Annotated in this window: 21 protein-coding genes; 15 read left to right on the top strand and 6 right to left on the bottom strand. The window is 65.5% G+C overall.

The features are described 5' to 3' along the window. Positions 1-33: 33 nt before the first annotated feature. Complete coding sequence (locus B7P44_RS31615; protein ID WP_084909745.1) at positions 34-672, bottom strand: 2-hydroxychromene-2-carboxylate isomerase; 639 nt, start codon at positions 670-672, stop codon at positions 34-36. A 328-nt stretch (positions 673-1,000) separates the two neighbouring features. On the opposite strand from B7P44_RS31615, the gene B7P44_RS31610 reads away from it, so the two are divergent. Then, the gene (locus B7P44_RS31610) at positions 1,001-1,807 is read left to right on the top strand and encodes a hypothetical protein (RefSeq protein ID WP_133118069.1); all 807 of its coding nucleotides are present in this window, start codon (positions 1,001-1,003) and stop codon (positions 1,805-1,807) included. A gap of 74 nt (positions 1,808-1,881) precedes the next feature. On the opposite strand, the gene B7P44_RS31605 is transcribed toward B7P44_RS31610, so the two are convergent. Together B7P44_RS31605 and B7P44_RS31600 are read right to left on the bottom strand one after the other, a co-directional pair. Next, positions 1,882-2,349, bottom strand: a complete 468-nt coding sequence (locus tag B7P44_RS31605) for an SRPBCC family protein (RefSeq protein WP_084909743.1) — start codon at positions 2,347-2,349, stop codon at positions 1,882-1,884. 59 nt (positions 2,350-2,408) lie between these two features. Further along, a complete protein-coding gene (locus tag B7P44_RS31600; protein ID WP_084910136.1) occupies positions 2,409-2,894 on the bottom strand; it encodes an SRPBCC family protein in 486 nt (161 codons plus the stop codon). A 4-nt stretch (positions 2,895-2,898) separates the two neighbouring features. Between B7P44_RS31600 and B7P44_RS37285 the strand changes: the two genes are divergently transcribed. The 7 genes from B7P44_RS37285 to B7P44_RS31575 all read left to right on the top strand — a co-directional run bounded on the left by B7P44_RS37285 (position 2,899) and on the right by B7P44_RS31575 (position 11,689). After that, positions 2,899-3,183 (top strand): hypothetical protein, encoded by a 285-nt coding sequence (locus tag B7P44_RS37285; RefSeq protein ID WP_157915387.1) that lies wholly within the window; start codon positions 2,899-2,901, stop codon positions 3,181-3,183. A 104-nt stretch (positions 3,184-3,287) separates the two neighbouring features. Next, complete coding sequence (locus B7P44_RS36900; protein ID WP_157721120.1) at positions 3,288-3,446, top strand: hypothetical protein; 159 nt, start codon at positions 3,288-3,290, stop codon at positions 3,444-3,446. A gap of 121 nt (positions 3,447-3,567) precedes the next feature. After that, positions 3,568-4,569, top strand: coding sequence for an FHA domain-containing protein (locus B7P44_RS31595; protein WP_084909742.1), 1,002 nt, complete (start codon positions 3,568-3,570; stop codon positions 4,567-4,569). Beyond that, positions 4,566-8,591, top strand: coding sequence for a TOMM system kinase/cyclase fusion protein (locus tag B7P44_RS31590; protein ID WP_084909741.1), 4,026 nt, complete (start codon positions 4,566-4,568; stop codon positions 8,589-8,591). The genes B7P44_RS31595 and B7P44_RS31590 overlap by 4 nt, the downstream gene beginning before the upstream one ends. 33 nt (positions 8,592-8,624) lie before the next feature. Next, positions 8,625-8,969, top strand: coding sequence for a BMA_0021/BMA_0022 family TOMM bacteriocin (locus B7P44_RS31585; protein ID WP_084909740.1), 345 nt, complete (start codon positions 8,625-8,627; stop codon positions 8,967-8,969). 19 nt (positions 8,970-8,988) lie between these two features. Continuing rightward, positions 8,989-9,357, top strand: a complete 369-nt coding sequence (locus B7P44_RS31580; RefSeq protein ID WP_084909739.1) for a BMA_0021/BMA_0022 family TOMM bacteriocin — start codon at positions 8,989-8,991, stop codon at positions 9,355-9,357. A gap of 94 nt (positions 9,358-9,451) precedes the next feature. Continuing rightward, on the top strand, positions 9,452-11,689 hold the full coding sequence (locus tag B7P44_RS31575; protein ID WP_084909738.1) for a TOMM precursor leader peptide-binding protein: 2,238 nt from the start codon (positions 9,452-9,454) through the stop codon (positions 11,687-11,689). 564 nt (positions 11,690-12,253) lie between these two features. On the opposite strand, the gene B7P44_RS36895 is transcribed toward B7P44_RS31575, so the two are convergent. Then, positions 12,254-13,324 (bottom strand): hypothetical protein, encoded by a 1,071-nt coding sequence (locus tag B7P44_RS36895; RefSeq protein WP_133118070.1) that lies wholly within the window; start codon positions 13,322-13,324, stop codon positions 12,254-12,256. Between the two features lie 510 nt (positions 13,325-13,834). Between B7P44_RS36895 and B7P44_RS31565 the strand changes: the two genes are divergently transcribed. The 3 genes from B7P44_RS31565 to B7P44_RS31555 are packed head-to-tail and all read left to right on the top strand — an operon-like array spanning position 13,835 to position 15,470. Continuing rightward, positions 13,835-14,239 (top strand): OsmC family protein, encoded by a 405-nt coding sequence (locus B7P44_RS31565; protein ID WP_084909736.1) that lies wholly within the window; start codon positions 13,835-13,837, stop codon positions 14,237-14,239. Next, on the top strand, positions 14,240-14,833 hold the full coding sequence (locus B7P44_RS31560) for a class I SAM-dependent methyltransferase (protein ID WP_084909735.1): 594 nt from the start codon (positions 14,240-14,242) through the stop codon (positions 14,831-14,833). It begins immediately after the preceding gene. Between the two features lie 55 nt (positions 14,834-14,888). Further along, positions 14,889-15,470, top strand: a complete 582-nt coding sequence (locus B7P44_RS31555) for a hypothetical protein (protein WP_084909734.1) — start codon at positions 14,889-14,891, stop codon at positions 15,468-15,470. A gap of 28 nt (positions 15,471-15,498) precedes the next feature. On the opposite strand, the gene B7P44_RS31550 is transcribed toward B7P44_RS31555, so the two are convergent. Continuing rightward, positions 15,499-16,080, bottom strand: coding sequence for a TetR/AcrR family transcriptional regulator (locus B7P44_RS31550; RefSeq protein WP_084909733.1), 582 nt, complete (start codon positions 16,078-16,080; stop codon positions 15,499-15,501). A gap of 285 nt (positions 16,081-16,365) precedes the next feature. Between B7P44_RS31550 and B7P44_RS31545 the strand changes: the two genes are divergently transcribed. Beyond that, complete coding sequence (locus tag B7P44_RS31545) at positions 16,366-17,070, top strand: SDR family oxidoreductase (RefSeq protein WP_084909732.1); 705 nt, start codon at positions 16,366-16,368, stop codon at positions 17,068-17,070. A 67-nt stretch (positions 17,071-17,137) separates the two neighbouring features. Here B7P44_RS31545 and fabV read toward each other — a convergent pair whose 3' ends face one another. After that, a complete protein-coding gene (gene fabV / locus B7P44_RS31540) occupies positions 17,138-18,340 on the bottom strand; it encodes an enoyl-ACP reductase FabV (RefSeq protein WP_084909731.1) in 1,203 nt (400 codons plus the stop codon). A 159-nt stretch (positions 18,341-18,499) separates the two neighbouring features. On the opposite strand from fabV, the gene B7P44_RS31535 reads away from it, so the two are divergent. The 3 genes from B7P44_RS31535 to B7P44_RS31525 all read left to right on the top strand — a co-directional run bounded on the left by B7P44_RS31535 (position 18,500) and on the right by B7P44_RS31525 (position 20,947). After that, positions 18,500-19,036 carry a GbsR/MarR family transcriptional regulator gene (locus tag B7P44_RS31535; protein ID WP_084909730.1) on the top strand — a complete coding sequence of 179 codons (537 nt, stop codon included), beginning with the start codon at positions 18,500-18,502 and terminating at the stop codon, positions 19,034-19,036. A gap of 190 nt (positions 19,037-19,226) precedes the next feature. After that, positions 19,227-20,480, top strand: coding sequence for an SDR family oxidoreductase (locus B7P44_RS31530; protein ID WP_084909729.1), 1,254 nt, complete (start codon positions 19,227-19,229; stop codon positions 20,478-20,480). Continuing rightward, positions 20,477-20,947 carry a DUF2269 family protein gene (locus B7P44_RS31525; protein ID WP_084909728.1) on the top strand — a complete coding sequence of 157 codons (471 nt, stop codon included), beginning with the start codon at positions 20,477-20,479 and terminating at the stop codon, positions 20,945-20,947. Before B7P44_RS31530 ends, B7P44_RS31525 begins: the two co-directional genes overlap by 4 nt. Positions 20,948-21,081: the final 134 nt, after the last annotated feature.

The raw sequence follows: 21,081 nt of genomic DNA, 5'->3' as shown, positions 1-21,081 counted from the left end.
CCGCTGCCGGCGCCGGCGTTGCGGCAAGCGCGCTCAGCCGCGCCGGATGCCTTCCGGCAGTGCGCTGATGCGTTGCACTTCGGGCGAGTCGAGCCACGCGCGCGACGCGACGCAATCGACGAACATCGCGGTCGCATCCTCGCCCCAGAACAGCTCGCCGTCCCATTCGAACGTCGGCACGCCGAACACGCCGCGCGCGATCGCGTGGTCGGTATGCGCGCGCAGCGCGTCCTTCACGGATGGCGCGTCGACGGCCGTGACGCCCTCCGGAAACCCGACCGCATCGCACAGCGCGGCGAAGCCCTCCGGCGACCCGACGTCGTGGCCGTCGCGCCAGATGTGCCGGAAGATGCGCCGGATCACGTCGAGCGAGCCGCCCATCGCGATCGCGAGGCGCAGCGGGCGGATCGGATTGAACGGATGCGCGGGCGGCATCCGGAACGGGATGCCGAGCTTGTCGGCGCGATACTGCGCGTGACGATAGGTGAAGACGCGCTTCGCCGCGATCTCGGCGGGGGCCTTTTGTCCCCAGTGCGCGAGCAGCGCGCCGAGTACGATCGGGCGCGGCTCGATGGTCAGCGTCGGCGGCAGGCGCTCGAACTGCTCCTGCTGCAGATAAGCGAACGGCGAAACGAAATCGAAATACCAGGTGGCGGTGGTCGCGGTGCTCATCGCGGGTGCCCTCCGAGGCGTGTGCGGGTGCGGCCGCCGGTGACGACGGCGGCAATGCACGGCATGTCGAGGCGGTCGCGGATGCGGGCCAGTGTCGCATGCGGGCGGGTTTCGCGCACCCTCGTTACGCGAGCATCGTTGCCACGGGCATGGAGTAGGAGCGGTGCGCGGCGCGTGGGTGGGCGTCGAGGCCAGCGAGCAATCCGATGTGGTCGCTCTTCGGTTGCGTGTGGTGCTACATACGCGATATCGGCCGGACCGTTTGCGTTACGCATTTCAATATATGCTGAAGCCCGTTCTCGACGCGCCGCGGATGACAGGAGAAAGAATGCCAAACATCAGACTGCATCACCAAGTATGTGCGTTTATCGACGTGCTCGGAGGCGCAAGGCTATTCAGGGGTAAGGATCGTCAGCGGGCCCGGGAGTTCTTTTCTTGTTTGGACGTGTTCGAACAACGCATGAACGGCTGGTCAGGACATTTTCCGAAGAAGCGACAGACGAGAGCCCTCGTCAAGACATTTAGCGACAACATATTCGTGGCATTTCCTCTGCGATCGAATCCGAAGTTGACGAACGAGCGGGTCGTTGCCATGTTTCTGACAGAGCTCACGGATCAGATCGCTCAACTCACGCTCATGTCGAGATTCCCGCTGCGTGGAGCAGTTACCGTAGGTCCGCTGATGTTCTCGGAGAAATTTCTCTTTGGTCCGGCATTGGTCGAAGCGGTTGAACTTGAGAAAGCCGCCGTGTTCCCGAGAATCATGCTGAGTAAGTCTGTACTCCGCCATATCACGCCGGACAGTCCGTACCAGTCGCTGGTGCTACGGGACGCCGATGGCAGTGCGTTCCTGGACTATCTCGGCAGGAAAGCCTTAATTCCATCGGCGATCAAATGGCATCGCGAATTTGTTCAGAAGGGACTGGCAGAAAACGCCTCTCGTGTTCGCGAGCGCCAGAAATACGAATGGCTCGCTCAATATCACAATTTTCACGCGATGAAGGTCGGCATGTCGGATCAGTGTGTTTCGATCGATCGCGGGATTGCATTTGAGCCATACGGTGACGAGGTCGACGTCATTTCTCCGGTCAAGCAACGTCGCTCGGTGTCGGCTACCGGTCGAAGCCAAGAGTAGGGAGCATGGTACCGAGGCTCAGACAGCAGGGCGGCGATTTGGCCGCAGCACCCGCATCGCGTGGTGTTTGACCCTCAACCGGTTTCGACCAGCGCCGCGAGCTTCGCGAGCGCCATGCGCCAGCCCGTCTCGTTGTCGGCGGCCGGCACGCCGGGCGGCAAGCCGTCGTGCGTCGCGTCGATGCGTGTGCCGCCCGCGTCGTCGGACAGCGTGATCGTGATCGTCATTGCGCCGCGCAGCGCGGGATCGTCGGTTTCGAATGCGTCGATCTCGACGACGCGTTCATCCGGCACGAGCGTCACGAAGCGGCCGTGATAGGAGTCGGTGCGTGCGGTGGTCTTGCCGGCGTCGGTCGGTGCGTCGTAGGTCAGCGTGATGCGGAACGCGCCGCCTTCGCGCACATCGAACGCATCCACACGGCAGGTCATGCCGTCGGGCGCCTTCCACTGCTCGATCGCATGCGGATCGAGCAGCGCGCGATAGACCTTCGCGCGGGGCGCGTTCAGATGCCGGCTGACGTGGGTCGAGTTCATGCGAGCCATGTCGTTCCCTCCGGAAGAACGTTCGAGCGAACATGGGGTGTGCAGCCGCGCGCCGGCCGTCAGCGCAACGCGCCCGCCAGCTCGTCGAGCTGCGTGATGCAGATGTTCCAGCCGTCGAAGAAGCCGAGTTGCTCGTGCCGGTCGCGCGTCGCCGCGTCGGGATGCATCACGCGGGCTTCGTAACGGCATCCTGCGTCGTCGTCGCGCATCGTGACGATCGCCGTGAACCCGAGCCACGGCGTCTGCGGCCGCCAGCCGCCGGTGAGCATCGACGAGAACACGATGCGCGTTTCGGGTGCGACCTCGAGGAAGCAGCCAGGGTTGTCGCTGGTACCGCCGTCGGGGCCGCGCATGAACGTGTGGAACGCGCCGCCCGGCCGCAGATCGAACGCGCGCACCTCGGTGGTCCAGGGCTTCGGGCACCACCATGCCTTCAGCAGTTCCGGATCGGTCCATGCGCGCCACAACGCGGCGCGTGGCGCACGCAAGACGCGGGTGATGACCAGGTCGTGGGTGTCGGCGGGTTCGGCGGGAGGGGATGACATCGGCTTGCTCCTCTGCATCGACATGATGGCGTTCGACGAATTCGGCCACGCGGTCCAACGGCGCCACCAGCGCGGATACGGTCTGCTCGCCGCGGCCGAGCGCGCTGACGATCGCGCAGCGGGTCGGATCGGACAGCGCATGGAACACGTCGCTGATGCCGGCATCAAGGTTAGCCATGCGGCCAAATATAGGACAGGGCCGGGCGAATCGCCAGGCGTCGATCGATTAAATTCCGATCTGAATTATATAAATAATAGAAACGATTTGATTTTCAGTGCGGCAATTTGATTTGCATCTGGAATGTTGCTTTCGCACGGGATCTGGTCCGAAATAACGTCCTGATATCCCGCCCTTATATTGGCTGGCCGCGGTTCGGCCGGAAATGTAAAGCATTGCAATATCTGATCCTGGATGGCGCTTTGCGGTTGCGGTTGGCTGATTTATTTGGCAGGATTTTCAGTGAGTTGCTCAGATTTAAAATAACAAAAAGGTCGATTGTTTTATTGGCCGAAAAAATGTGCCGGGCGGGCAACGATTCAACAGATGGCTGACGGAAACAGGTAACGAGGCGGCGAACATGCCGAACGTGTTCGCGATCATTGAATCAATCGCTTGCCCGGCTGCGTCGATGCTTCTCTCGAGCGATCCGGGCGAATCCGAAACGGGGCAGTCATGGCGACGCTCAAGAACGATTCTTCTGGGGAAGCATGCCTGCTCCGCCCGCATCACGTGTTCGGTCGCGACACCGCGCGCTGCGACACGGTCATCCTGGATCCGTCGGTATCCCGCGTCCATGCCCATATCCGCTGGATCGGCAGGTGCTGGGAACTCCACGATCACAGCAGCAACGGCACGTCGGTATCGGGCACGCCGCTGCGCGACGGCGAGCACGCGGTGCTGAAGCACGGCGACGTGATCCGGTTCGGGAAGATGGGCCTCGCGCCGTGGCGCGTCGATTCGCTCGACGACCCCGCCGATACGCTCTGGCCGATCCGTGGCGCGGCGCATCCGATCGTGCTCGAAGCGCGCCAGATCCTGCCCGCGCACGCGGCGCGGCCGGTGACGATCGTCAAGTCGCCGGCCGGTGAATGGCTCTGCGACGACACGTTGCCGCCGCGAACCTTGCGTCACGGCGACGAAGTCGCCGCCGGAGACGCCGTGTGGCGCCTGGCGCTCGTGCGCAGCAGCTCGACGATGCTGCTCGGCGCGCCCGCCGATCTGGCCGCGCCGGCGCAATTGCTCGAATTCCTCGTCAGCCAGAACGAAGAGCACGTGCGCATGCTGCTGCATGTTCGCGGAGGCGTGGTCGACCTCGGCGAGCGCGTCCATCACTACAGCCTCGTCACGCTTGCGCGAGCGCGCGCCGTCGACATGCAGGCAGGCTACGACGCCGCCGCGCAAGGCTGGATCGAGCTTGACCGGCTGGCACGCATGCTCGGCATCGATAACTCCCATGTGAACGTGCAGATTCACCGCGCGCGGACGCAATTCGCGGCCCTGCCGGGGCTCGACACGAACCAGCTCGTCGAGCGCCGGCGCGGCAGCGTCCGCTTCGGCGACTTTCCGTTCCGCATCATTCGCGGCGAGCACGTCGAGTGCCAGTCGGCAGCGGGCATCGATCCGCGCATCGGCATGCGCCGCCTGTCGCCGGCTCCGGCCGTCCAGACGCCATGAGCACGACGGAAACGGACGTGGCGCTTCCCGCGTACCGCGAGCCGGTCGTGCCGGGCGCGCCGTTCGCCGAACTCGCCGGCAAGCGGCGCTACCGTCTCGGCCCGCTGCTGGGCGAAGGCGGCTACGGCGTGGTTTTTCGCGCCACCTGCGGCGACACGGGGCAGGACGTCGCCATCAAGCTGATGCGGGACGATGCGGCGAAGTCCGCGGCGGAGCGCGCGCGCCAGCGGGCGCGCTTTCGGCGCGAGACGCATCTGTGCGAAGGGCTGCGACACCCGAATATCGTGGCGCTGCTGGACAAGGGGGAAGCGCCTGACGGGCGCCTGTTCGCCGTATTCGAGTTCGTGCAGGGCCGAACCCTGCACGACCGGCTTGCGGACGACGGGCCGCTGTCGGCCGTCGACACGGGCCGACTGATGACGGAGGTGCTCGACGCGCTCGCGGCCGCGCATCGGCGAGGCGTCGTGCATCGGGACCTGAAGCCGCAAAACATCGTGATCGCCTTGGCCGACGACGGGCCGCACGCGAAGCTCCTCGATTTCGGCATCGGCGCATTGCTGCCCGGCACGGAGGATGTCGAGAGCCGGACGGCGACGCAGGCGACCGAAGTGCTCGGCTCGCCGCAATATTGCGCGCCCGAGCAATTGCGCAACGAGGCGCCGACGCTCAAGAGCGATCTGTACGCGTGGGGCCTCGTCGTCATCGAATGCCTGACGGGCGAGGTCGTCATGCATGGCGCGAGCGTGGCCGACATTCTCTATCAGCAGCTCAGCCCGGTCGATATCGCGCTGCCTCCGTCGATCGCGTCGCATCCGCTCGGCTCGGTACTGCGCCGCGCGTTGAACAAGAATCCGGAGCAGCGCGCCGCATCGGCCGACGAACTCGCCGTGCAGTTTCGCGCGCTCAACTTCGCCGCGCTCGTCGGCCAATTCGATGCGTGCCGTGCGAGCCGGCGCGCGCGCACGCTCGCGCCGCGCGGCGAGACGACCGGCGCGGTCGGCGAGTACCGGCAGATCACCACGCTGTGCTGCTGCGTCACGATCGCCGGAGAGGGCCGGCAGCGGCATGCCGGCGCCGATCACGGGGACGCGCTCGACGGCTATGAAGAGCAATGGCTGACGAAGTGCGCGGACATCGCCGTCGGTTATGGTGCACAGGCCGGCGGGCGGCTCGGCGACACGCTGCTGTTCCATTTCGGCGTACAAGGCGATATCGACCGGCCCGCGCGCCGTGCGGCGCGCGCGGCGCTCGACATGGTGCGGGTCGCCGCGCGCGCGCGGCTGCCGGCGCCGCCGGCTTCCGGCAGCCGCACCGCCGGCGAAAGCTGGCGCGTGGAAGTGGCCGCCGCGATTCACGTCGGGCAGGTTCTCGCTCACGCGTCGCTGATGTCGGGCGTGTCGACGCCCGCCGCGACGTCGAGGCTGCTGCGTCTTGCCGAGCCGGGGCAGATTCTGATCAGCGACGATGCCCGGCGGTCCCTCGAACGGCATGCAGACTATCGGCCGACCCCGCTGCGGCTGACGCGCGCGGGCCTCGCGCCGCAGCCGGTCCATGAATTGCTCGGCGAGCGTCGCGCCGACACCCCGTTCGATTCGCTCGACGAGCGCGTGATGGCGCCGATGGTCGGCCGCGCGCGCGAACTCGACGCGCTGCTGCGCGCGTGGCAGGCGGCGCTCGCATGGCAGCGTCGCGAGACGCGTGGCGAGCCTGCGCCGCACGGCGTGCCGAAGCTCGTCGTCGGCGAGGCCGGCATCGGCAAGTCGCGCCTCGTCCACGAGCTGTGCGAGGCGGTCCGGGCGCAGGGCCATGCGTTCGCGCATTGCGCATGTCTGCCGGAGCGGGAGAATCATGCGCTGTTTCCGATCCTGCGGTTTATCGGCGCGCATTGGCACATCGACGCCGATTGCCCCGTCGATCTCGCACTCGCGGCGATCGACGAGATGATCGCGCCGCTCGAATGCGATCATGCGGCGGCCCGTGTCGCGCTCGCGACCTGGCTCGGGCTGCCGTGCGACGCCAAGGGGTTCCTGTGGTCGAGCGCGCGCGAACAGCACGCGCTGTTCGACGTCCTGGTGCAACTGATCGTCTCGCTCGGCCACGATGCGCCGATCCTGCTCGTCGTCGAGGACGTCCAGTGGCTCGACCGCTCGACGGAGGACTTTCTCGCGTTCCTGCGGCGTTCGTCGCGCGCGCGGGCCATCTGCGTCGTGCTCACGTCGCGCCCCGACAAGCTCGGCCGCTGGCGCGGCTCGACCGAGCGCCTCGTGCTGCGCCGCCTGTCGCGCGACGACGCGCAGCGCCTGGTCTCGGCGCTGCTCGGCCAGCGCGCGCTCGATCCGGCCTGGCTCGGCCAGCTTGCCCAACGCACGGCGGGCATTCCGCTGTTCATCGAGGAAGTCGCGCGCGAGCTCGTGACGAGCGGTGCGATGACCCACGCGGACGGCGCGCTGCCGGGGCTGCGGACAACGGACCCTGATCCGCTGCCGGTCAGTCTCGGCGGCATGCTGGGTCTCGCGTTCGACTGGATCGACGACGCGCGCGACACCGCGCAGCTCGCCGCGACCATCGGGCTCGAAGTGGATGCGCAATTGCTCGCCGGCGCGTCGCCGCACGATCGGGCCACGCTCGACGCGCATCTGCGGCTCCTGCTCGAGGAGCGCATCGTGTACGCGCAGCATCGGCGCGATCGCGTGTTCTATTCGTTCCGCCACGCGCTGATTCGCGATGCGGCCTATGAATCGATGCCGCCCGCCGTGCGGCGCAGCAACCATGCGCGCGTGGGCCGCGCGCTGGCCGTGGAAGCCGATCGCGGGGCCGGTGCGCATGCGTTCGGCGTCGCCAGGCACTTCGCGCACGCGGGCGCCTTCGCTGACGCGATCGGCCATGGGATCACAGCCGCGCGTCGCGCACTCGAACGTTCCCGGTACGACGACGCGATCCGCTACGGGCAGGCCGTGTCCGACTGGCTCGTCGACGCCGACTACGCACAACGCGAGCACGACAGCGCGCGCATCCGCGCCACGTTGACGCACGCGACGATGGCGCGGTTCGGCTGGGCCGATCCGCAGGTGCGCGAGCATGCGGAGCAGCTGTTGCGGCAAGTGCAGACGCTCGACGACCAGGAGCTCGCGATCAGCGCGCTATGGACGCTGTCGACCTACTACCACGTCGCCGGCGATCGCCCCACCGTGCGCGGGATCAGCAGGCGGCTCGACGCGCTCGCCGCCGAGCGCGGCGACGCCGGCGTCCAGGTCGCGGCGGACGCGATGCGCGGCATGGGCCTGTGGGTCGACGGCCACTATGCGCGCGCCCGGGTGGCTTTCGAGGCGGCGCTGGCCGGCTACGACGTGCGGCGCGACGTGGACCATCGGCGCATCCTGGGGCTCGATACGCGTGCGTGGACGATGGCGTCGCTCGCAAGCGTGCGCTGGTGCGTCGACGACGATCCGCAGGGGGCGCTCGCGATGGCGCGCGAGGCCGTGTACTGCGCGGCCTGCCTTGACCATTTGCCGACGCTGGGCGTCACGATGATGTACCTCGCGCGCATGCACCAGCTGGCCGGCGACCGCGGCGCGGCCCGCGCCGCGGCGGACGCGATTCTCCGCCTGTCGGACGCGCATCGGCTGCGCGCGGTCGAGCACTACGTCGCGATCATTCATGCATGGACGCGAGCGGATCGCGCGGAGGCCGCCGTGCACCTCGAAGCGCAGCGGCAATCCGGCGGGCTGCTCGGCCTGACCTACTACGCGTCGCTGCTCGCCGAGATGGATGCCGAGCGCGGCGACTACGACGCCGCGCTCGCGCAGATCGAGCAATGCCTCGCATGGTGCGATGCGACCGGGGAGCGTTATTACGAAGCGCAACTGCTGCTGAAAAAGTGCGAGTACCTGCGCCAGGCCGATCGGCGCGGCAGCGGCGAGGCTGGGTTGGCCGCGTGCCGGCGCGCATTCGGGATTGCAACGACGGCGGGCATGGTCCGTATCGTCAGGCAAGCCGAAGAGATGTTGCATGCGTTGCAGTAAGTGGTTCCATTCTTCTGTCAGGAGAACACACCGATGAACGAAAAGCACCGTTTGCCGACGTACGAACAGTTTCTCGAATATCGAGCCGTGATCATCCGGGCGATCGCCCTCGCATGGCAGTCCGAGGATTTTCGCAAGGAACTGGAGAAACATCCGGTCAAGACGTTGAAAAAACAATTCAAGTACGACTTTCCATTTCAGCTCGACCTGAAGGTGCAGGACAAATCGTCGAAGTGGACACCGGACGTCAACGGAGACTGGACCTCCGGCCACAACAACAAGCTCACCCTGGTCCTGCCTCCCGCACCGAAGGATGAAGCGCAATTCGCGCAGGCGCTCGCCGCCTATAACGCGAACCACATCACCATCATGGATTGATGACACCAGGGAATCCGACATGGCAAAGAACAACGCTAATCCGACGCTCGAATCGATGCTCGAGTTTCAGAAGGTCTATTTGCGCGCGATCGCGCTTTCCTGGAAGGATCCGGAATTCAAGAAGGATTTGCTGAAGAATCCGTTCGATGCGCTTGCGAAACATTTCGGTTATCAAAGCCCATGGATCATCGACCTCGAGATCGTCGAACCGGGCAGTGCCTATGGCTGGAAGAGTAGCGGTGACGGGAGCGGAGAAGGGAAGTGGCACCTGCCGCTGAACACCATGTGGGTCGGCATACCGGAGAAACCGGCGCCCTTGAGCGAGGAGGCTGTCGCGCTCGCGGCCTATTGCGACGCCGGGCCGAGCTACCTGTTCACCTGCTGCTGATCTTGCGCGCCTGAGTCACGCACCGCGGTGTGGCCCGTGCCGGACGGACGGGCCGCGCCGACCTCGCTAGCGATTCCTTCCACGGAACCCGACGATGCTCGACGATTTTTCCCGCGTGTTGCGCTTCAAGCCGCATTTGCTCGTGCTAGATGTGGGGCTCGAGACGCTGTTCGTCGTCGACGAATTCAAGCGCGCGATGCTGTCCGGCGCGATCTTCGTGCGGATTGCCGCCTGCTTGCGGGCGCGGATGACGATCGCCGAGATCGTGACATCGCTCGCCGGCACGTTCGGAGAATGGGACGTGCTTGCCGGACTCGATCATCTGGTGCGTCGCGGGTACGTGCGCGCCGATTTGCCGCACGACGACGATTCGGCGCGCGGCTTTTTCGAACGCGCCGGACTCGACGGCGACGCCGCGTGCGCGCGCGCCGCGCAGCTTCGCGTCGCGGTCGAAGCGTTCGGCGCCGACGCTGCCGCGTTCAGGCAAGCGCTTGCGACGGCAGGCATCGACGTCGCGCCGGACGCCGCATTGACCATCGCGATCGTCGACTCCCACGACCGCGACGATCTTGCCGATTTCGCCGCGCGCATCACGTCGCGCGGCGGCGCGCTGCTCGTCGTGGCGGCGAACGGCGTGCAGACGCTGATCGGGCCGCTGCTGGCCGACGACGGCACGCTTGCCGATGCACCGTGCATCGAATGCGTGCGCTACTGGATTCGCATCAACCGGCCTGTCGAAGCGCTGCTCGCGCGCCACCACGGCAGCGGCGCGATTCGTCTGCCGCCGGCCGTCTCGCGCGCCGGGGCCGCCGCCGCCGCGGCGCTCGTTGCGGCGGCGGTCGAGCAGATCGCGGTCGGCCGCGCCGCAGCGGAGCGCGCGCGAACGCGTATCGTGTCGCAGCGCATCGACACGCTGGCCACCGAGCAGCACCGTGTGCTCAGGCGACCCCAATGTCCGCGCTGCGGCAATCCCGCATGGATGCACGAGCAGGCGGCGCGTGCGCCGCAACTCGCCGATCGCACGCTGTTCAAGCGTGCCGACGGCGGCTACCGCACCGCCGATCCGCACCAGGTGTTCGAGCGCCATGCCCATCTGATCTCGCCGATCTGCGGCGCGATCACCTATCTGCACCCGATGCCGAAACGACACGCCGGCATGCGCAAGGTCTATGCGTCCGGTTTTCTCGTGTGTCCGGCCGCCGTGCCGAGCAGCAACCGGTTCGACCGGATCTGCTCCGGCAAGGGCCGCACCGACGATCAAGCCCGCGCGAGCGCGCTGTGCGAGGCGCTCGAGCGATTCAGCAGCGTTTATCAGGGTGACGAAGCGACGGTGACCGGCAGCATGGAAGGGCTTCTCGCCGATCCGGCAGGTGATGTCGCACCGATTCACGTCAACGATCTTCAGCAGTTCAGCGAACGGCAATTCGACGAGCGCGAGGCCATCAACGCATTGACGCGCGACGTTCGAAAGCAAGTGCCGCCGCGCTTCACGGCGCGTGACGTCATCGACTGGACGCCTGCGTGGTCGCTCGTGACGGGCAAGCGCCGCCTCGTGCCGCTGAGCTACTGCTATGCAGAGACACCTGACAGCGCGCAACCCGACGCGGCATGCGTGCACAACCCCAACGGCTGCGCGGCGGGATCGTGCCTCGACGAGGCGATTCTGCAAGGCATGCTCGAATTGATCGAGCGCGATGCGGTCGCGATCTGGTGGTACAACCAGATCCCTCGCCCCGGCATCGATCTCGCGAGTTTCGCTGATCCGTATTTCGATGCGCTCGTGCAGGAATACGAAGTGCTCGGGTGGCGTCTGTGGGCGCTCGATATCACGCACGATCTCGGCGTGCCGGCAGTGGCCGCGCTTGCCGAAAATCCGGTCGACGGACGCTTCTCGATCGGCTTCGGCTGTCATCCGGAAGCCCGTATCGCTGTGCAGCGCGCGCTGACCGAAGTCAACCAGTTGCTCGATCTCGCGGCGGATGCACCGCACCCGTGGGATCGCACGCAGCTTTCCGTTACGGAATTCCTGTATCCGGCGAACGGCGTGCGCTGCACGACAAGCTCGACGTGGCAGTCCGTCGACGCGGACACGTTGTCGGAGGCCATTGCGCATTGCGTCGGGAAAATCGCGTCGGCCGGCATGGATGTGCTCGTGGTCGACAAGACGCGGCCCGACATCGGGTTGTCCGTTGCGCAAGTCATCGCGCCGGGGCTTTGTCATTTCTGGCCGCGTTTCGGTGCGCGGCGTCTCTATGCGGTTCCGGTGGAGTTGGGGTGGTGCGAGCAGCCGCGACGCGAATCGTCGTTGAACGACGCACTGCTCTTTCTTTGACGCCGTGACCCGGCTGATCAGCTTTCCGGGCACGTTCTCGGTGACGGTAACCAACGTTACGACGACCGGATTCAGCGTCAACATTACGCGGGAAGATGCGGTGTTCTCGGAATATTCGGGCAGCAGCTGGGGGCAGAATCTATATATTTCGTATATCGCCGAAGTTCCGAGCAAATAAAAATCAAACTGGAATCAGGCGGCTGGTGCTTTTTTGAGCCGAGGCGGTTCTGCCGCTGAACATTTGACGGGGTCGTGCAGGAGATGGCCAGCCGCCGTGGTCCACGGCGGCTGGCCGTTTTCGCCGAACGCATTGGCCATGCGTCGCCCCCCACGATCCGTGCATGGGGGCAGCATGCGGCTCGACGCGCGCGATGCTGGATGCGTTGGCGTGAGCGCATTGATCGATGTCGCCGCTCCGCGAGGGAGCGCCCTTGTTTTGTCGCGACCAAGGAGGCATTTACTCGATTCCCCTCGTCAGGGTGCGCGCAATACCGGCTGAGATGAATTTGATGTCGGTATTGGTGCAAGGTATTGGTCGGAGTAAATGCCTGTGCGGATCGTGATTTAGCTGGTCTGGCCTTGCTTTATTTGAACCGATCCAAGTGGTATTGCATAAATTGGCGGGGTATTTTGAGCGTCCTCGGGAGTTCTGGATGTGCGGCGCTCGCGTATAACTCCGAGCTTTTGCTCTTCCTCGAAGAGCGATGCCGATACGCCTCTTTCAGTGGGAATTTGATCATAGTAGATGGTGAAGGTGGCATCTTTCGGGAAAGGGCTGCCATTTGCGGTGGAAAACGTGAATGCCATAGTCATCGGTTGATTCAAGGTCGAGTTGCCGATGTTGGCTGGCACTGTGAGATCGAAGTGATCCCAGCCATCTTTATAAAGAGAGTTATAGGGTTTGTCGAGAAAGCCACGGTCGGTGAAGGGGGTGGTCTCCAATCTTTGGTCGCCACAGTAAGCAGCCCACGACGTATCAGATGGAATGTTCTGTCCAAGCATGGAAAATCTGAAGGTGCTTGGTAGCCAGTTTGCATTGCCGAACGTCATGTATTCCGTTATGCGGGAGTTCGAGCCGGGGTGGATTGAAATGTTTCGCTGGGCTACGTTGGGATGGTCCAGAACCCAAGCGGCGAATGCTGCGTTGCTCGAAAAGCTATCCGGGATTTTGAATTTTACGTTGTCGTTGTTGACAACGGCGATGAAGCAATAATGGCGGTCGGGTGGGAGATGGCTTAGATTGAAAGGCGCTGTTACGAGTGCGATCTCTCCTGGAGGAATACTGCGGATCGGGTCTCCGTGTTGGCTGGTTGTAAAGACATTGCCATTGGTCGGCGACATAAGCTGCCAGCCGGTGGGATATAGAAATAGCGAGGCGTCGGCGTAGTACAGATTTACATTGCCCTGCATTGGGGTGTTAGCCAGGTTCTTGCAGCGAACATAGATGTTGTTGTTGAGATTGTTGGTTATCGCTTGCCCTATGTCCTGATTGTAGGTTGAAAGGGCGCGATCGTAAGTGAGCGTTCCCTGCCCATACGGAATAATGTCCGGAGATACCCAGTGGGGACCCGAGGCAGGTTCGTTGCCAACGTCCTGAAGGTTGACGCGCACTAATAATCCTGAATAATGTGACATGACATTTATCCCAATGCGTGCAGTTTAATGATTAAAAGTGATCGCTTGGTTTCCCCTTTAGGGGGGCTTGCGTCAGCCGCGCGATCGTTGTGTTCCGATGCAGCAGTGCATATCAATCTATCGCCTGCACTATGGCGATTGGCGCTTGCCTTTGTGGTGAAATAATGCGATGGAGTATTGATTGATTCGTGGGATCGAGGCTCTATGGTGAGATTGATCTGGGGCTTATATATTGTCGGGCGGCAAAAGCAATGCGTGAAAGGTCTGTCTTAATGATTTTATGTTTTGATGGTTAAATCAACTGTCAAAAATAATAGGCATTCAAATTGGTCGACAAATGACAAGCCCGCTGCGCTTTCAGTTGGCTACTAGCGCCAGATCCGGACGTCACCGGCGCAATCGTCGAACCCATCTGCGGTGCGTAGCACCCCCGATACCGGAACAGTCACTCATCTTTTCCCGCTTGCGCGCGGCGCGTAAGCTGTCTGCGGCCCTGAACCGGAGATCGGCATGGCGACTGCCACGAGACACGACGAGCGTTACCGCGTCGCATTGACGTCCGGCCGCCACCGGATCGTTGCGGACACCAGCAAGAACGGTATCGGCGGCGACGCCGGCATGCGCCCTCACGAACTGTTCGAATGCGCGCTCGCGGCATGCATCTGCATGTCGATCGAAATGGCGGCCGACCGCGCGGGCATCGTGCTGCCCACCGCCACGATCGACGTCACCGTAGCGCGATACGACACCGAGACCCGCTTCAACGTGAGCGTGCGATTCGACGCGATGCTGCACGACGACGAGGGGGGCATGGTGCGCGCCGCGGTGCTCGCATCGCCGGTCGCGCGTACGCTCGGCAAGCCGGTTCAGGTCGTGCTGTCTTCAATCGAATCGACGTTGCGAACGGAGGATTGAATGGACCGGATCACGATCGACACCTACGACACGGCGGCGCAGGCGTTTGCCGACGAATGGCAGGACCAGCCCGCGCCGGCCGACATGTATGCGCTGTTGGCGCAGCACTTCACGCCGGGTGGGCGAACGGCGGATATCGGCTGCGGCGCCGGGCGGGACGTCGCGTGGCTGAATGCGAACGGCTTTCCCGCCGAGGGCTATGACGCGTCGCCGGGGCTGCTCGAACAGGCGCGCACGCGCCATCCGCATCTGCGCTTCTTCAACGCGGCGCTCCCGGCGCTCGACGGGATCGACGACGCGTCGTTCGACAACCTTCTGTGCGAGACGGTCATCATGCATCTCGCGCCCGAGGAGATCGGCGACGCGTGCAGCCGCCTGCTCGCGATCCTGAGGCCGGGCGGCGTGCTCTACCTGAGCTGGCGCGTGTCAGAAGGCGAGAGCCGGCGGGATGCGTCCGGGCGACTGTATGCATCGTTCGATGCGGCGCTGGTCACCGCGGCATTGCGCAATGCGACGATCGTTTCGGATACGGAAACGATCAATCAGTCTTCCGGCAAGCGCGTGCATCGCCTGATCGTCCGGCGCGCGTCGTGATGGTGTACTGTCTTGCTTCGCCGGCCTGTCAGGTTGACGCCCTTCGCATATCGCCATGAAACGAAGATCCCTCGCAGTTATCGCCATCACCGGCCTCCTGATCGCACTCCCGATCGCGGCATTCGCGTTCGTGAAGCCGCTGCGCGTCGTCGCGCCCGCGCTGATTCCGGGCGTCACGTGCCCGGACGCGGACATCTGCACCGACGACGCCTCAAAGCTCGGCGAAGCCCGGCAACTGTACGGCGCCGGCTACGCACGCGCGGCGGCGGTCACCGGCCGGTTTCACGCCGCGCCGCGCGTGGTGTTCTGTGCGACGCAAGCGTGCGCCGACGCGTTCGGCCTCGGGCGGCGCGCGGCGGAAGCGGTCGGGAATGCCGGCGTGGTGGTCGCGCCGCGCGGCTGGCAGACCTTCTATCTGGCGCACGAGCTGATCCACTTCCGGCAGGCCGAAGTGCTCGGCAACGTGGCCGTCGCGACCCGGCCGAGATGGCTGATCGAAGGGATGGCGTACGCGCTGAGCGACGACCCGCGCCACCCGCTCGGCGAGCCGTTCGAATCCTGGCGCACGCAGTTCGACGCGTGGCATGCGGCGCTGGGTGCGCGCGATCTCTGGGACGCGGCGCGCGGCGTGCGGTGACGTGCGCCGCCTGCCTGCGCGCCCGGCGTCACGCCGGCGTCGACGGACGATCGAGCGCGTCGGCGAGCGACCGGCGGCCCGCGTCGAGGATTTCGTCGGCGAGCGCCGGATCGGCGTTGGCGATCGCGCGCGACAGCAGCAGCGTGCCGACCATCTGGCTGAATGCCGCGATCGCGTCGCGCCGGCTTTCCGGCGTTGCGCCGCGTTGCGCTGCGACGCGTTCGGCGAACCGGTCGAGATACGTCGCCAGCCCGCCCGCGTAGCATTCGCGCGCCGCGGCGCCCAGCCGCGGCGCGTCGCCGGCGAAGCCGGCCAGCGGGCATCCCGCTGCGACGTCGTCGCGATGCCGGGCGGACAGATAGCGCTCGACCTGCCGCTGCGGCGAGTCGGCCGGCGCATCCGCGCGATCCTGCATCGCCTTCTCCATGATCGCGGCGACCAGCGCGTCCTTCGACTTGAAATGGTTGTAGAAGCCGCCTTGCGTGAAGCCGGCCTCCTTCATCAGCTCCGTCAGCCCGACCGCATCGACGCCGCGCGCCCGGAACAACCGTTCGGCCGCCGCGACGATCGCGCTCCGGTTCTCGGCCGCCTGCTGCCTCGATACGCCCATCGATTCCTCCCTGTTTCCTCAATCCCGTTCATCGACTATGACAATTGCGATCACCATTGACATCGCCGGCGGCACGCTGACACAATGCCCGTCAAAGACAATGGTGATCGACATTGACATCAAGTGTAGCCGACTTCGCGTGGACTGCGAAACGGCCGGTGCGCACGCGGTGCCGCGCGATCGAGGTCTTTTTTGCCGGGGCCGCCCGGCCCCCTCGTTTCCAGCGGATTTCGCGTGCGTCGCGTGCTGGCGTGCGTGCGGTCCAATGACGCTACAGGACGAATCATGAAGATCGAAGGCGCTGTCGTTTTTGTCACGGGTGCGAATCGCGGGCTCGGCCTGCAGTTCGCGCAGCAGGCCCTGGAAAGAGGGGCGAAGAAGGTCTACGCGGGCGCGCGCGATCCGTCGAGCGTGACGCTGCCGGGCGTCGTGCCGGTGAAGCTCGACGTGACCCGCCCGGCCGACGTCGCGGCCGCCGCCGAGGCTGCGCGCGACGTCACGCTGCTCGTCAACAACGCGGGCATCGCGCGGGTCGGCAGCCTGCTGGACCCGGATGCGGAAGCCGCGTTGCGCGACCATCTCGAAACCAACGTGTTCGGGATGCTGGCGATGGCCCGGGCGTTTGCGGGCATTCTCGGCGCCAACGGCGGCGGCGCGCTGCTGAACGTGCTGTCGGTGGCGAGCTGGGTGAACCGGCCGATCCTGTCGGGCTACGGCGTGTCCAAGTCCGCCGCGTGGGCGTTGACCAACGGGCTGCGCCACTCGCTGCGCGAGCAGCACACGCAGGTCGTCGGGCTGCATGCGGGGTTCATCGACACGGATCTGACGCGGGACCTGCAGGTGCCGAAGGCGTCGCCGGCCGATGTCGTGCGCCAGGCGTACGACGCAATTGAAGCCGGGGCGGAGGAAGTCGCCACCGACGAACGCACCCGGCAGGTGAAGCAGGCGCTGTCGGCGGGCGTCTATCTGGAGGACGGCGCGGCGCTCTGAGCGCGCCGCGCGTCAAGCGGCCCGTCGTGCGCCACGCGGCGCGCGACGGGCGCGATGCGGCCTGGGGTCAGGCCGACACTTCGATGATGCCGGGGATCTGCACGTCCGGGTTCACGTCGGCGTCGTAGTCGACGCCGGCGATCGCGAAGCCGAACAGGCGCAGGAACTCCGTCTTGTAGCCGGCGAAATCGGTCAGCTCGTACAGGTTGTCGTTGGTGACCTGGTCCCAGAGCGCGACGACTTTCGCCTGCACCTGCGGATCGAGCTCCTTGTAGTCCGCGCGCAGGCGGCCTTCGTCGTCCACGTGCGGCGTCGCGCCGTACAGGCTGTCCTTGAGCAGCCCGTAGACCTGCTCGATGCAGCCTTCGTGCGTGCCCTTTTCCTTCATGACCTTGAACAGCAGCGACAGGTAGAGCGGCATCATCGGGATCGCCGAGCTTGCTTGCGTGACGACCGCCTTCAGCACCGACACGCGCGCATCGCCGCCGGTCGGGGAGAGCGTGTCGCGAATCGCGAGCACCTTCTTGTCGAGATCCTTCTTCGCGGCGCCGATCGAGCCGTTCCAGTAGATGTCGTGCGTGATCTGCTCGCCGAGATACGTGAACGCGGTGGTCTTCGCGCCGTCGGCCAGCACGTCGGCTTCGCGCAGCGCGTCGATCCACATCTGCCAGTCCTCGCCGCCCATCACCGCGACGGTGCCGTCGATCTCTTCCTGCGTCGCCGGCTCGAGCACGGTTTCGCGGATCACTTCCTTGTCGGTGTCGAGGCCGCGGAAGCTGACCGACTTGCCGATCGGCTTCAGCGTCGAGCTGATCGTCTCGCCCGTCTTCGGATGCGTACGGCGCGGCGCGGCGAGGCTGTAGACGACGAGGTCGACCTTGCCGAGATCGCGCTTGATGGTGTCGATCGTGACCTGCTTGACCGCGTCGGAGAACGCGTCGCCGTTGATGCTGCGCGCATACAGGCCCTTGGCGGCCGCGAATTTCTCGAATGCCGCGCTGTTGTACCAGCCGGCCGTGCCGGGCTTCGTTTCGCTGCCGGCGCGCTCGAAGAACACGCCGAGCGTGTCCGCGCCCGAGCCGAACGCTGCCGTGATCCGGGCGGCGAGGCCGTAGCCGGTCGATGCGCCGATCACGAGCACCTTTTTCGGGCCGTCGGCAATCGGGCCATGCGAAGTCACATAGTCGATCTGTTCCTTGACGTTGGCTTCGCAGCCGACGGGATGAGTCGTCACGCAGATGAAGCCACGCACGCGCGGTTTGATGATCATGGAACCCTCTTGTGTAAAAGCGGAAAGCCTGGAAACGGCGAAGTTCGCGCATTGTAAAGGAAGCGGCGGCCGACGCGGCAAGCGCCCCCAAAACCCGCCGGCCCTCCACCGGTTATTTCTCTCTTGACAGAAATAACTGAAACGCCTAAATTTCGCGACATGGAACTCACACCGATTGCCGAACGATTCATCCTCCACTGGGGCGAAATGGGCTCCCGCTGGGGCGTCAACCGCACCGTCGCGCAGATTCACGCGCTGCTGTACCTGCTCGGGCGGCCGGTCGCCGCCGACGAGATCGCGGAGACGCTCAACGTCGCGCGCTCGAACGTCAGCACGAGCTTGAAGGAACTGCAGGCGTGGCGGCTCGCGAAGGTGGTGCACGTGATGGGCGATCGGCGCGATCACTTCGAGACGTCGACCGACATCTGGGAGCTGTTCAAGCTGATCGTCGAAGGGCGGCGCCAGCGCGAGATCGAGCCGACGCTCTCGGTGCTGCGCGATTGCCTGACGAGCCCGGAGCTCGCCGACGAAAGCCGCGAGACCGAGCAGCGCCTGCGCGACACGCTGCAGTTCGTCGAAACGCTGACGACGTGGTCGGACGAAATGCTGCGGCTCAAGCCGGACACGCTGATGAAGGCGCTCGGCATCGGCGCGAAGATCAGCCAGACCGTCAGGCGCAAGCCGTCGTCGAAGTAAGCCGGAGCGGGCGCGCAGCCCGCTTTTTTTGGGGTATAAATTTCTGTCAATACAGAAATAACTGTAATGAGAGGATAAAAATGAGTGCAGCCACGCTGCTGGTGTTCCGGTTCACGGTCTCTTTCACGGCCTCCATCGCGCGCGATCTGCCACGCGATGCGCAGCCGGCGCGCGCGACGGAGGCCTCGGCATGAACATCCTGGTCTGCGGGGCGAACGGATTCATCGGGCGTGCGCTGTGCGCACGTCTCGAGGCCGGCGGCCATCGCGTCGTGCGTGGCGTGCATCGTGCGGCGGGCCCCGGCGAGATCGCGATCGACTATGCGCGCGACGTGCGGCCTGAACACTGGCGCGCGCGGCTCGACGGGATCGATGCGGTGGTCAATGCGGTCGGCATGCTGACCGGGCGGCACGGCGTGACGCTCGACGCCGTGCATCGTGCGGCGCCGTGCGCGCTGTTCGATGCGTGCTGTCGTGCCGGCGTCAGGCAGATCGTCCAGATTTCCGCGCTGGGCGTCGAGCGCGGCGACACCGCGTATTTCGCGAGCAAGCTCGCTGCCGACGCGTACCTGCAGACGCTGCCGATCGATTTCCGGATCGTGCGGCCGGCGCTCGTGTACGGCGCGTCGGGCGCATCCGCGCGCTTTTTCCGGATGCTCGCGAGCCTGCCGGTGCACGTGCTGCCGGCCGGTGGCCACCAGTTGCTGCGGCCCGTGCACGTCGACGACCTGGCCGAGCTCGTCGCGCGGCTGATCGAGCGGCCTGCCGCGTGCGAGCGGATCGTCGAGCTGGTCGGCGCGGACGAAGTCGAGTACCGCGAGATGCTCGCGACCTACCGGCGCGCGATGGGGTTTCCGCCTGCAATGCGCGTCAGTGTGCCGGGCGCGCTGTGCGCCGCGGCGGCGGCGCTGTCCGGGCGGATGCCGGGGGCGATGCTCACGCGCGACACGTGGGCGATGCTGCGCTCAGGCAATACCGCGGACGTTACCGCGTCGAGCGCGGCGCTCGGCCGGCCGCCGCGCGGCCTGCGCGCGTTCATCGGCGCGGAGTCCGTCGCGCTGCGCCGGGAAGCGCTCGCGGCGTGGCGGCGTCCGCTGCTGACGGGTTCGCTCGCGATCGTCTGGATCTGGACGGCCATCGCGAGCGCGTTCATCCATCCGCTGCGCGACAGCCTGGCGCTGCTTGCGCAAGTGCACCTGACGGGAATTCCCGCGCTGGTCGCGCTCTATGCGGCATGCGCGCTCGATTTCGGGTTCGGCGTCGCGACCGTCATCGCGCCGTCGCGCCGCCTGTGGGCCGCGCAATTCTTGTTGATCGTCGCGTATTCGGCTGTCATCGCGGTCGCGATGCCCGGCCTGCTGGCTGAACCGTTCGGCCCCGTGCTCAAGAACGTGCCGATTCTCGCCGTCCTGTTGATCCTGTTTGCTGAAGAGGAGCGTTCGTGAATACCTATCTCGTCGTCAAGGCATTGCATATCGTGTCGTCGGTGCTGCTGGTCGGCACCGGGCTCGGCACCGCGTTCTACCTGTTCTTCGCGAACCGCACGCGCTCGGTGCCGGCGATCGCCGCCGTGTCGCGTCTCGTGGTGCGCGCCGACTGGTGGTTCACGACGCCGGCCGTGATCTTCCAGCCCGCGTCGGGGCTGTGGCTCGCGCATGCGGCCGGCTGGCCGTGGGACACGCCGTGGCTCGTCGCGTCGCTCGGTCTGTACCTGCTCGCGGGCGCGTGCTGGCTGCCGGTCGTGTGGCTGCAGATCGAGCTGGCCGCGATGGCGAGGCTCGCGCATGCGAACGGCGCCGCCGAGCTCCCGGACCGCTACTGGCGTTACGCGAAGACCTGGGAACGGCTCGGCTACCCGGCGTTTCTCGCGATGCTGGCCGTCTATTTCCTGATGGTGCTGAAGCCGATGTGAGCAAGGTGTGCGAACCGTGAATTCGGCCGAACAGGCACTGCGCGATCTGACGAACCGATGATTCGCCGCGTCCGGGCTTTTCGCGTCGAACGCGAGCATCGATGGAGCCGATCCGCGATAATCGGACGATTCCG

Source organism: Burkholderia ubonensis subsp. mesacidophila (assembly GCF_002097715.1).
GTDB classification, from domain to species: domain Bacteria; phylum Pseudomonadota; class Gammaproteobacteria; order Burkholderiales; family Burkholderiaceae; genus Burkholderia; species Burkholderia mesacidophila.
This window is presented reverse-complemented; position numbering and strand designations above follow the sequence as displayed.